The 12,398-nt window shown below is 28.3% G+C and carries 14 protein-coding genes; 11 read left to right on the top strand and 3 right to left on the bottom strand.

The window, feature by feature from the left end:
- Positions 1 to 27 precede the first annotated feature (27 nt).
- The 3 genes from ACTG47_RS13190 to ACTG47_RS13180 are packed head-to-tail and all read left to right on the top strand — an operon-like array spanning position 28 to position 1,328.
- Positions 28 to 258 carry a hemolysin XhlA family protein gene (locus ACTG47_RS13190; RefSeq protein WP_054271786.1) on the top strand — a complete coding sequence of 77 codons (231 nt, stop codon included), beginning with the start codon at positions 28 to 30 and terminating at the stop codon, positions 256 to 258.
- A 15-nt stretch (positions 259 to 273) separates the two neighbouring features.
- On the top strand, positions 274 to 534 hold the full coding sequence (locus ACTG47_RS13185) for a phage holin family protein (protein ID WP_479924884.1): 261 nt from the start codon (positions 274 to 276) through the stop codon (positions 532 to 534).
- Positions 531 to 1,328, top strand: a complete 798-nt coding sequence (locus ACTG47_RS13180) for an N-acetylmuramoyl-L-alanine amidase (RefSeq protein WP_479924883.1) — start codon at positions 531 to 533, stop codon at positions 1,326 to 1,328. Before ACTG47_RS13185 ends, ACTG47_RS13180 begins: the two co-directional genes overlap by 4 nt.
- 59 nt (positions 1,329 to 1,387) lie before the next feature.
- On the opposite strand, the gene ACTG47_RS13175 is transcribed toward ACTG47_RS13180, so the two are convergent.
- The 3 genes from ACTG47_RS13175 to ACTG47_RS13165 all read right to left on the bottom strand — a co-directional run bounded on the left by ACTG47_RS13175 (position 1,388) and on the right by ACTG47_RS13165 (position 3,161).
- On the bottom strand, positions 1,388 to 2,062 hold the full coding sequence (locus ACTG47_RS13175; RefSeq protein ID WP_479924882.1) for an HNH endonuclease: 675 nt from the start codon (positions 2,060 to 2,062) through the stop codon (positions 1,388 to 1,390).
- A gap of 446 nt (positions 2,063 to 2,508) precedes the next feature.
- Entirely contained in the window at positions 2,509 to 2,727 is a 219-nt protein-coding gene (locus ACTG47_RS13170; RefSeq protein ID WP_479924881.1) for a hypothetical protein, read from the bottom strand.
- 14 nt (positions 2,728 to 2,741) lie between these two features.
- Positions 2,742 to 3,161, bottom strand: coding sequence for a DUF6530 family protein (locus ACTG47_RS13165; RefSeq protein WP_054272103.1), 420 nt, complete (start codon positions 3,159 to 3,161; stop codon positions 2,742 to 2,744).
- Positions 3,162 to 3,892: 731 nt separating this feature from the next.
- Here ACTG47_RS13165 and ACTG47_RS13160 point away from each other — a divergent pair.
- The 8 genes from ACTG47_RS13160 (at position 3,893) to ACTG47_RS13125 (ending at position 12,326) form a co-directional block, all read left to right on the top strand.
- The gene (locus ACTG47_RS13160) at positions 3,893 to 4,288 is read left to right on the top strand and encodes a BlaI/MecI/CopY family transcriptional regulator (RefSeq protein WP_479919142.1); all 396 of its coding nucleotides are present in this window, start codon (positions 3,893 to 3,895) and stop codon (positions 4,286 to 4,288) included.
- Positions 4,289 to 4,313: 25 nt separating this feature from the next.
- Positions 4,314 to 4,697 carry a BlaI/MecI/CopY family transcriptional regulator gene (locus ACTG47_RS13155; protein ID WP_479919141.1) on the top strand — a complete coding sequence of 128 codons (384 nt, stop codon included), beginning with the start codon at positions 4,314 to 4,316 and terminating at the stop codon, positions 4,695 to 4,697.
- 248 nt (positions 4,698 to 4,945) lie between these two features.
- Complete coding sequence (gene gpr, locus ACTG47_RS13150) at positions 4,946 to 5,899, top strand: GPR endopeptidase (protein WP_479924880.1); 954 nt, start codon at positions 4,946 to 4,948, stop codon at positions 5,897 to 5,899.
- 17 nt (positions 5,900 to 5,916) lie between these two features.
- A complete protein-coding gene (gene spoIIP, locus ACTG47_RS13145) occupies positions 5,917 to 6,924 on the top strand; it encodes a stage II sporulation protein P (protein ID WP_479924879.1) in 1,008 nt (335 codons plus the stop codon).
- Positions 6,925 to 6,953: 29 nt separating this feature from the next.
- Positions 6,954 to 7,184, top strand: coding sequence for a hypothetical protein (locus ACTG47_RS13140; protein ID WP_479924878.1), 231 nt, complete (start codon positions 6,954 to 6,956; stop codon positions 7,182 to 7,184).
- A gap of 297 nt (positions 7,185 to 7,481) precedes the next feature.
- A complete protein-coding gene (gene lepA, locus ACTG47_RS13135; RefSeq protein ID WP_169467907.1) occupies positions 7,482 to 9,287 on the top strand; it encodes a translation elongation factor 4 in 1,806 nt (601 codons plus the stop codon).
- Positions 9,288 to 9,437: 150 nt separating this feature from the next.
- Positions 9,438 to 10,775 carry a CCA tRNA nucleotidyltransferase gene (locus tag ACTG47_RS13130; protein ID WP_479924877.1) on the top strand — a complete coding sequence of 446 codons (1,338 nt, stop codon included), beginning with the start codon at positions 9,438 to 9,440 and terminating at the stop codon, positions 10,773 to 10,775.
- 237 nt (positions 10,776 to 11,012) lie between these two features.
- Positions 11,013 to 12,326 carry an APC family permease gene (locus ACTG47_RS13125; RefSeq protein ID WP_479924876.1) on the top strand — a complete coding sequence of 438 codons (1,314 nt, stop codon included), beginning with the start codon at positions 11,013 to 11,015 and terminating at the stop codon, positions 12,324 to 12,326.
- The last annotated feature ends 72 nt before the right edge of the window (positions 12,327 to 12,398 follow it).

Here is a 12,398-nt window from a genome sequence, read left to right as displayed (position 1 = left end):
TTTAATACCAAAAATTAGGAGGCTTACATGAATGAAGAACTTTTCAAAGACCATTTGAAACGACATGAGGTAACAATAAATAAACATAATGATGAAATAGACGAATTAAAAGTAGCAAATATAGAATCTAAAGCAGAGTTAAAGGCACTATGCGAGAATTTAAACTCGCTTACAAGCATGTTAAAATGGCTAATTGGAACAATGATTACAACATTAGTAGGGTTCTTTATATTTGCAATACAGAGAGGAATATTTTAATTAGGAGGATAAGATATGGATAATTTAATAAGTTTCATACCAGAGCAGTTACTAATTTTAGTAGCTGCTCTTTATGTTATAGGAGCAGGATGTAAGAAGTATAAACAATTAGATAACAAGTATATTCCAGTAGTATTATTGATACTTGGAGTAGGTTTTTCAGTATGGATGTTAGGATTAAATCCAACCTCAATCTTACAAGGCGTAATTTGTTGGGGTATATCAATAGGTATAAATCAAACTTACAAACAATTGAAGGAGGAAAATAAACAATGAAAATAGCAATAGTACCAGGTCATACACTAACAGGTAAAGGAACTGGAGCAGTAGGTTATATAGATGAAGGAAAAGAAAACAGAATACTAACTGACTTAATAGTGAAATGGTTAAAACAAGGTGGAGCAACTGTATATACTGGTAAGATAGATAAATCTAATAATTATCTATCTGAACAATGTAAAATAGCAAACAAACAAGACATAGACTTAGCAGTACAAATTCATTTTAATGCAAATAGTACAACCTTAAATCCAATGGGTACAGAAACAATATATAAAACTAATAATGGTAAAACATATGCTGAGAGAGTTAATTCAAAATTATCAACTGTATTTAAAAATAGAGGTGCCAAATCAGATGCAAGAGTCTTGTATTGGCTTAGTCATACAAAAGCACCAGCAATATTAATTGAAGTATGTTTCGTAGACAGTAAAGCAGATACAGATTACTATATTAAAAATAAAAATACAGTTGCAAAATTAATAGCAGAAGGTATATTAAATAAGAAAATAGATAATATTGAGGTGAAACAAATGTATAAGCATACAGTAGTTTTCGAGGGAGAAGTTGACAAGGTATTAGCACAAATAATCAGTTGGAATTATAAGAAAGAAGAATGTAGAGTATGTGATATAAAAGACTATGTACCAGGTCAGACGGAGAACTTATATGTTATTGGTGGAGGAGCATGTAATAAGATAAGTTCTATAACTAAGGAGAGATATACTATGATAAAGGGAAATGATAGATTTGATACACTTTATAAAGTATTAGATTTTATTAATAGATAGACTTAAAAAGGACTATCTTTTTATTTTAAGAAAGTCCTTTTTGTATTTAAAAATGGTTTTTATTTATACTCATATAATTTGTTGAGTAATTTATTTAGAGAAACTCTTAAACTATATGTTTCTTTTTGTAACTCTTGCAAATTCTCTGATGGATGGTTGTTAAATATTAAAGTTTCATAAGGTGTACTATGAAAATATTTAGGAGTTAAATATGAATTTAATGTGGAGATATTTGCTAAAATATTAAACTTTATGTTTTCCAGATTAATATTATCCATCCTATTTGTTATTTTTCCCCATTTATACAGTATATTATCTAGATATGACTTTAAATTCAAATTAAATGGCTCAGCTGAAAAGTCTATAGATATTATATATTCCACAATATGAGCTATATCATTTTTAAATTCATTTAACTTTATACAATCTTCATCACTTAGAAAAGATAATCCTATAGGCATATTTTTAATTTTTTCATAGAACTTATCTCTGCGATTCTTTAATTCTTCAATGGAATAGTTTTTTCCTTTTGGGTGCTTTGGATTGTATGAACCAACATCTGCATGGCAATCAAAACATAAAGGGATACAATTTTCAATTGTATCTTTTCCATTTTTTGATTTCGGTATAATATGATGTAATTCAATATTAGTTTTACAGTATTTTTCACATAGGCAACAATGTCTTTTGCAAGAGGCAAGTGCGTTAACTTGTACATTTTTTGGAAATGCCATTTTATTCCCCCCCCATTTTTTATTGTTTATATTATTCTACACTATATTAACAAAAACATATAGTAAATACACAACTAAATTAGCTATAAAAGAAATATATCATGAAAAGAACTGTGTTTGGAGAATAAAGTTTCTACTTATACTATAGTTTTATGTTTAAAAAGAAATACATAAAACTATAGTATAAGTTGTAACAATAAAACGAACGAAAATTATCATACTAAAACATAAGACATGTTATAATTGTATTAGATATATACATTAACATACACCAAAGCACTCCTATAAAAAGAGTGCTTATTTTTTTGAAATACATAAACTATTAAGAATCTTACTCAACATATCTTAGAAACGATTTAAATAGGTCTTTTTCATAGAGTAAATTATATGATATAATAAAAAAAGTAAAGATGAACATCCAATCCATCTTTACTAAGTTAATCATATTAAAGAGAGCATTTTCTGTCGTAAGGGATGCTCTTTTTACTTCTCCAAATAACCTCGTTTTTTTCATCAATGATTATCAAATCAATCTCATTATCTCTCAATATTTCTGTTGCAGTACAAATAAGATTATCTAAGTCAAAACTTCGAGTTATTTCTAGTTGTTTATTGTTCAGAGTTCTTTTTAATATGTAAGTTTTAAAATTACACAATTCATTCACCTACTTAACTAACTTTAATCTTCTAAATTTATTTCATTTAAGATTCTTTTTAATTCTCTGATTCTAGGCTTTAGATATTCTTGATTTTCATCTAAAAATTTTTCTAATATTTTATTATCAGATTCATTTAATATAACTTCATCTAAATTAGTCTTTGAAAGATTATTATCTTTTTTAATCATCATTGATGATAGTATTAATATATTTAAATCCAATACTCTATGTAGGGGCAATTCTTCACTTTGTCTAGACCATTTCCCTCCAGTGTGTCTCCAAACTTTAGCTGAAATTTCAATATTCTCATCATCACTCCATTGTGCTTTCCCTAAAGACAAAGCTTTTGCATCAGAATTATTTGCATACTTTCCATCAATTCTATCATAATTATCTACCGCAACTATAGGTTTGTGTGACAAATATTCAGGTACTCTCATTTTATCAATCTCCTTTTATTTAAAAATTTTATTAAATTCATTTTACTAAAGTATTTAATAAATGTCAATAGAATTAATAAATAAAATATCTAGTAAATAATTTAGTAATTACATTGAAATTACTAGATTATATTAAAATTTTCACTAGAATAGATATGATTTACACAAGATGGATGATATAAATTAATTAATCTTTTATAATTATATTTACCTATCAATATCATTGCTTTATGCAGACAAGATTCTACCATATTTTCTATGCACCATATTACAAAGTCGTCTAACTGTGTATTTATAAAATTATAATAACCATATAAACTATAATTATAAGTAGTCAATATATGTGTATATCCATACAATTTATTTTTAAATATAGATATTATTGCCCACCTAAAAAACTTTCACAAAACCAAAAGAGTATATGTTTTTGATAACTTACCAATATAACTTATAATTCATTTTACAAGTCTTATTTAATAAATATTTATGCCACTAAATTCCTCTAGTTTTACCAATTTAGTATTATTCTACAATTAAAACAATACAATACAACTAATTATTATTCAACATATGTGTTTGAAAATTGAATAAGTTTATAGATATGAATAATATTTTTTATATATAAAAACAAACTAAAACAGTAGAATATATGGTAAATTTTACCTCTAGTTTTTGTGTTAAAAAGCTCCTATTATTAGTTTAAGTTAGACAAGTTGAGGAAGTGACATAAGATGGAGCAGCAAGAGGTAATAGCCAAATTACGCAGGGGAGAACTAATGTTAATGGAATATATGTGGAGGAAAAAGTCTATTCTATCTAAAAAAGAAATAATCTTAGCAATGCAGGAGAGGTATAAATGGAGGAAAAGTACTACAGAAATTTTACTTAAAAGATTAGTAAAGATGAAAGTATTAAAAAAGAAGAGGATAGGTTTTCAGTTTAGTTATGAAGTATTATTAACTAAAAAAGAATATTTAAATGCTATAAGAGAAGAAAGAAATATAAATATAGATGATGATTTTTTTACTCGAATATTTACAACTATACATAGAAGGAATCAAATAATAGAAGAAAAATTTAAAAAATTCATAACAAATATAAAAGATATGATAAAAAGACAAGTTTGAGTTTTATAGAAAGAAGGGATATATTATGATAAATAAGAAATTACCAGATGCAGAATTAAAAATTATGAAATACATATGGAATACTGGTTATAAAACTGTAATATCAAAAGATGTTGCAGATGAGATAGAAAAAATGTATGGCTGGAAACATACAACTACAATTACACTTTTAACTAGACTAACTAAAAAGGGTTTTTTAATATCTCAGCGAATTGGGAAACATGTACACTATACAGTATTAGTAAAAGAAAAAGAATATTTAAAATTAGAAGGTAAAAGAATTTTTGGAGGTTTACATAACAATCCTCTGTCAGAACTGATTTCAAAATTACACGATGGGGAAAAAATAACGGAAGATAAAATAACAGAAATAGGAGATTGGATAAAAACTTGGAAAGAAGAAGATTAATAGATACAAAAAGGTAGCGCCTATATAAATAGTTGCTACCTTTTTCATATCTGTGGATAAATCTGTTGATAACATTGTGGATAAAATGTGGATGAATATATTTACTGACCATTTACTGACCAAACTCATTTTTGTGGTTCTGAAAGCGTTGAATTTACTTGTTTTAAATAAATTTATAGTTTTTTGTTATAAAATACTAAATTTTGTTAACAATTATAATTAGCATTTAATTTATACTGGAGGTTTATATGATTAGTGTAAGAACAGATTTAGCTTTAGAAGCTAGTGAAATGTGTGAAAAGTCTCAAGAAGGAAGTAGTATTCCTGGTGTAAAAATAGAAACGAAAGAATTAGAAAATTGTATTGTAACAAAAGTTGAAGTAGTAGACGGACAAGGTGCAGAGATAATGAATAAGGATATAGGAAAGTATATAACTCTGGAAAGTAATCTTATGAAGTTTGATGATGATGAATCAAGAGAAGAAATGATAAGTTATTTGAAAGATGAATTGGTAGATTTATTTGGACAAGATAAAAACAAAAAGACATTGGTGATTGGTCTTGGAAATAGAAACATTACTTCTGATGCATTAGGACCAAAGAGTGTATCAAAAACACTTGTAACTAGGCATCTTTTTAAAAATTATAATAAAGATTATGATGATGATTTTACAGAAGTATCAGCTTTAAGCCCAGGGGTTATGGGAGTTACTGGAATAGAGACTAGTGAAATAGTAAAGTCATTGGTTGAGAAGGTTAAGCCAGATAGAGTAGTAGCAATAGATGCCTTAGCTTCGAGAAAAATGGAAAGAGTAAACTCTACTATACAAATATCAACAGCAGGAATATCACCTGGTGGAGGTGTTGGCAATACGAGAAAATCTCTAACTAAGGAAACTTTAGGAGTGGAAGTTATTGCAATAGGTGTACCAACTGTAGTTGATGCAGCAACTCTTACTATAGATGTTTTAGATATGGCAATAGACAATTTAATAGCTCAATCAGAAGAAACAGAAAGTTTTTATGAAATGTTAAAAAAACTTAAAGAAGAAGAAAAGTATCATCTAATAAAAGATTCATTAGACCCATATGATAAAAACTTAATAGTAACACCAAAGGACATAGATGATACAATCGAAAATCTATCTATAATAATAAGCGAAGGATTAAATAGGTCTTTGCATCCAGGTAGATTGGTATAAAATAAGGAGGAACAATTATGTTTAAAAAATGCATTAAAGTAGTAACCTTGACTTTTATATTAGCATGCATTTTACCAGGAAAATCATTGGCTTTGAATCAAGACGATTTTTTAAAGTTTTTAGTAAATTCATCTTATCCAGAAGCTAAAGTCGAAGGAAATAATACAGAAGATAAAAAGAATAATAAAAATAAAGAAACAAACAAAGAAAGTAAAAATGAAAATGAAAAATCTGAAGATGTCAGTAAAGTTGATAACAAAAAAGAAAGTGAAAAAGAATATATAAAACTTTATGTTGGTAAAGAAAATGTTCCAGATATTGAATCAAAAAATTCGGATACAACTGAAACTAACACTACATCGAGCTCAGAATACAAGGATGATTTAAGAGTAACTAAAGAAAATCCAAGGATTTTAATATATCATACTCATGGATGTGAAACTTATTCAAATTCACCTGCTGGAAACTATCATTCAAGAGATAAGAAAAACTCAGTAATGGAAGTAGGAAGTGCATTGACTAGTGCTTTAGATAGTAAGGGATGGGGTGTAGTTCATACAACTAAGTACCATGACTATCCATCTTATAATAATTCTTATGCAAGTAGCTTAAAAACAATAAAAAGTATACTCCCTAAATATAATTCAGTGGACATAGCAATAGACTTACATAGAGATGCTAGGGATTTAACTAATCCAGCCACTAAAGAAAAAGACCATTTAAAATATACAACTATGATAAATGGAGAGAGAGTAGCGAAGTTTTTCTTTGTTGTAGGAGGTAAAAATACAAATAGAGCACAACTTAGAGCTTTAGCAGATGATATAACTGCTTTTGCCGAAAAGAAATACCCTGGATTGGTATCTCCAATAGTAGAAAAAGACTATGCTAGATTTAATCAATTTGCAGTTAAGAATCATATGCTAGTAGAAATAGGAAATAATGCAACAAGTATAGAAGAATCTAAAGCTACTACAAAGTATCTAGCTGAGATTTTGGATGAATATTTTAAACAAAAAAATTAGATTGTTAGATACAATTAGGAGCATGTTAAATGAGCCGATTAGAAAAGAATATAGAAAGTAAAAGTAAACTAAGAAAATATAAGTATATTATGAAAATAGTTTTTTTGATTACTATGATTATATGTACATCAGTTTGTGTCTTTATAGTAGATAGTAATGCAAAAAGTATGTTAGGAATGAAACAATATGATTTTCCAAGTATTAATTTTGATATAACGAACTTTGATATAAATGGAATTATCAAAAAATTTAATAAGTAATAATAAGTGAATAAGGTTTATTGATTAAAATAAGCCTTATTTTAGTTATATGTTCTTAGTGTAGAAAATAAAAATACATTAACTGTGCCTTATAGGATTTACTTTAAGTTTATGATATTATATAATATTTAGTGTTAGACTTGATAATCCACATATAATGTGGATAATTTTGTTTAGTGTCAATTAGTTTATATTCAAAAATTTTATATAATATAAAGAGTTTTTATATAATATAAAGAGTTTTTATATAATATAAAATAATAACTATAAGAATAATTAAGAGGAGGGAATTTTAAGGTGGACAATAAACAAAGTAGAACTAGAAATTTTAGTATAATTGCACATATAGACCATGGAAAGTCTACCTTAGCTGATAGATTAATACAACAAACGGGGCTTGTTAGTGAAAGGGACATGAAAAGTCAATTACTTGACAATATGGACCTTGAAAGAGAAAGAGGAATTACTATAAAGCTTCAAAACATAAGATTAATGTATAAAGCGAAGGATGGAAATGAATATTATTTAAATCTTATAGATACACCTGGACATGTAGATTTTAACTATGAGGTATCAAGAAGTTTGGTTGCATGTGAAGGTGCATTATTGGTAGTCGATGCGGCTCAAGGCGTTGAGGCACAAACTTTAGCCAATGTTTATCTTGCAATAGACCAAGATTTAGAAATATTACCAATAATAAATAAAATAGATTTACCAAGTGCAAGACCAGAGGAAGTAAAACATGAAATAGAAGATTTAATAGGGCTTGACTCAAGTGAGGCACCTCTTATTTCTGCTAAGACTGGTTTAAACATAGAAGATGTCTTAGAAGATATTGTAAAAAATGTTCCACCCCCTAAAGGAGATAATGAAGCACCATTAAAGGCATTGATATTCGATTCTTACTATGATGCTTATAAAGGTGTTGTAGCTTATGTTAGGGTATTTGAAGGAACTGCCAAAAAAGGCATGACAATAAAAATGATGAACACTAATAAAAAGTTTGAAGTAACTGAAGTTGGTGTTATGGCTCCAGGGCAAACTGAGCTTAGTGAATTATCAGCAGGTGATGTTGGTTATATTGCAGCCAGCATAAAAGATATAAGAAGTTGTCGTGTGGGAGATACAATAACAGATTCGAATAATCCTACAGATGAACCTTTACCAGGATATAAAAAAGCTACTCCAATGGTATACTGTGGTATATATCCAGGAGAAGGAGAAAAGTATGAAAATGTAAGAGATGCTCTTGAAAAACTTCAAGTAAATGATGCTGCACTTGAGTATGAAGCAGAGACTTCAGCAGCACTAGGTTTTGGTTTTAGATGTGGTTTCTTAGGTCTTTTACATATGGAGATAATGCAAGAAAGACTTGAGAGAGAATTCAATCTTGATATAATTACGACAGCACCATCTGTTATATACAGAGTTACAAAAATTGATGGAGAAGTTGTAATGATACAAAATCCTGCAAACTTACCAGAGCCATCTGAGATAAAGATGATAGAAGAGCCTATAGTAAAGGGAGATATAATAGTTCCTAAAGATTATGTAGGTGTAGTCATGGAACTTTGTCAAGAAAGACGTGGAAACCTGTTAAATATGGAATATATAGATGATAGAAGAGTAATGCTTCACTATGACCTTCCTCTTAATGAGGTTGTTTACGATTTCTTTGATGCTTTAAAATCAAGAACTAGAGGTTATGGTTCTCTTGATTATGAGGTTAAAGGTTATGTGGCATCTACACTTGTAAAACTTGACATATTAATTAATAAAGAGCAAGTTGATGCACTTAGTTTTATTGTTCATGAAACACGTGCGTTCCCTAGAGGGAAGGCAATGTGTGAGAAACTAAAAGGTGAAATCCCAAGACATCAATTTGCTATACCTATACAAGCAGCTGTTGGTAATAAGGTTATTGCAAGAGAGACGATAAGTGCGTTAAGAAAAGATGTACTTGCTAAATGTTATGGTGGGGATATATCTCGTAAGAAGAAACTTCTTGAAAAACAAAAAGAAGGTAAGAAGCGTATGAGACAAATTGGTTCTGTAGAAGTTCCTCAAAAAGCATTTATGTCTGTACTTAAATTAGATGAATAAATTTTTATAAATTTAGATAAAGTTATTTAAAAGCTAGAGTGATTTTAGAATTATTTCTAAATTAATCTAGCTTTTTTGTGGTATATTTTAAGTAAACTCATAGAAAATATAAACAAGAGTATATTGAAGAAAAATAAAAAGGTGATATTTATGATTAATATAGAAATTCCTAAAAAAGTAGATTATATAATTAAAGAATTAGAAAAACATGGTCATGAAGCATATGTAGTTGGAGGTTGTGTTAGAGATTGTTTGTTAGAAAGAATTCCAAATGACTGGGATATAACAACTAGTGCAAGACCAGAAGTAGTAGTAGAGTTATTTAAAAGAACAATTCCAACTGGGATACAACATGGGACTGTAACAGTTATGATTGAACATGAACCATTTGAAGTAACAACTTATAGAATAGATGGAAATTATAGTGATGGTAGGCATCCAGATTCAATAGAATTTACAAATAACATAATTAAGGACCTATCAAGAAGAGATTTTACTATCAATGCAATTGCATACAATTCAAAGACTGGGTTGGTTGACCCATTTAATGGGTATGAGGATATACAAAGTAAGTATATACGTTGTGTTGGAAATCCAGTAGATAGGTTTGAAGAAGATGCACTTAGAATGCTTAGAGCAATTAGGTTTTCAGCACAACTCAGTTTTAAAATAGCTGAAGAGACTAAGCAAAGTATTCACAAAAAAGCAGATTTGATAAAAAATGTTTCTATAGAAAGAATCCAAACTGAATTCAATAAAATGCTAGTATCTGATTCATCTAAATTAGAATTGTTAAATTCAACAGGGTTGTTGAAATTTATAATTCCTGAAATATGTGAATTAGAAGATATTACTCAACATAATCCATATCATATTTATGACGTACAAAAACATACTTTAATGGCTACAGAAGTAATTGAAGATGAATTATATTTAAAGCTTACAATGTTGTTTCATGATTTGGGAAAAAAGGTAACTAAAACGACTGATAAAAATGGAATTGACCACTTTTATAATCATAGCAGAGAGTCTGTAAAGATTGCAAAGCGGATTTTAAAGAGACTCAAGTATGATAATTATACTATTAATAAAGTTTTGATATTAATACAATATCATGATTATAGAATAGAGCCAAAAAGGAAAATAATTAAAAAGTTATTAAATAAGCTTGAAGATGTTGAACTATTTGAAGATTTAATAAAGGTTAATTGGGCAGATACACTTGCTAAAAATCCGAAATATGCAAAAAGAAAGATATTAAACCTTATTGAGTGTGAAAAAGAATTTAAACATATAATAAATCAAAACGAATGCTTTAATATTAAAGATTTAGCTATTAATGGAAGAGATTTGATATCTATAGGTGTAAAACCAGGTAAAGATATAGGACATCTATTAAATAAGATGCTTGAAATTGTTATAAATAATCCAGAACTAAATGAAAAGGAAACACTGAAAGAAAAAGTATTAAATATATATACATTTTAGAATAGAGTATGAAAATTTTAGTTTAATTAATTTAAAAAGCTGAAAATATGGTACTTATTTAGAGAAAATAAATGATTTTTAGAGATTATTTCAGAGATTGAGATTGTACAATTTTTAAATGTATAGAAACTTAATCTAAAATTAGCAGATTAATATAAAAAAAAACTTTGGGAATACTAAAACCATAATTTATAAAATTAATATTTTATGCACTATAAAACAGTGAGGAGGGACAGTATGCGTACTCAACTACAAAAGACTATTGGTCTTTCAGCAGCTCTTTCTACTGTTGTAGGTATGGTTATAGGTTCGGGAGTTTTTTTTAAGCCACAAGCAATATACACTACAACTAATGGAGCTCCAGGTCTAGGTATTATAGCATGGTTTTTAGGTGGATTTATAACAATAACTGCAGGTCTTACAGCTACAGAAATCTCAGCTGCTATACCAAAAACTGGTGGTATGATGATTTATATCGAAGAGATATATGGAGAGAAGTTAGGTTTTTTAACTGGATGGATGCAAACTGTATTATTTTTTCCAGGTACATCGGCAGCTCTAGGAGTAATATTTGCTCAACAAGCATCTGAACTTTTGGGTATGAGTCCAAATAATATGGCTAATGTACTTCCTATAGCAATTGGAGTTATACTATTTCTAGCATTACTAAATATAATAGGCTCATCTTTAGGAGGTAAAGTTCAAACAGTAGCAACTGTTGGAAAAATGATACCTTTAATTTTAATAATAGTTTTTGGATTTATTAAAGGTCAAAGTAGTGAAGTGTTAAGTCCATTTGTAGGAGATGGTGTCAGCGTATCAAATGCACTTGGACAAGTATTAATAGCAACATTATTTGCATATGATGGATGGATAAATGTTGGAGCTATATCAGGAGAAATGAAGTCTCCAGAGAAAGATTTACCAAGAGCGATAGTTGGTGGTTTATCACTAGTTATGACAGTTTATATTATAATAAATATAGCTTACCTTTGGGTAGTGCCAGCAAGTGAATTAGCAACAGTTACTTCCCCAGCTACATTAGTAGCAACAAGATTATTTGGAAATTTAGGTGGAAAAGTAATAACTGTGGGTATATTAATATCAGTATTTGGTACGTTGAATGGATATTTATTGACAGGGTCAAGAATACCATATACATTAGCTGAAATGGGAACTTTACCAGCATCTAAAGCTCTTTTAAAAGTAAATTCAGGAGGTTCTCCTGTAAATTCAATATTACTTATAACTGTATTAGCTTGTGTATATGCATTGTCTGGGCAGTTTAATCTTCTTACAGATTTAACTATATTTTCAATATGGGTATTTTATGTACTGACTTTTATAGGAGTTATGAGACTTAGAAGAGAAAAGCCTGATTTACACAGACCATATAAAGTTCCTTTATATCCAATAATACCAATCATTGCTATATTAGGAGGTCTGTTTGTAATAATAAATCAACTATTAACTTCAACAGTAATATCTTTAGGTGGAATACTTATAACACTATTAGGTCTACCAGTTTATTATTATATGAAGAAAAGATAAGTACTTAATTTAAGTTATATGAATTTGGATAAAAGTAAAAATTAACTTTTATCCAAATTTTTTATGATATTA

Source organism: Clostridioides sp. LIBA-6622 (assembly GCF_056716095.1).
Note: the sequence above shows the minus strand (reverse complement) of the source record. Positions and strands in the feature narration are given on the sequence as shown.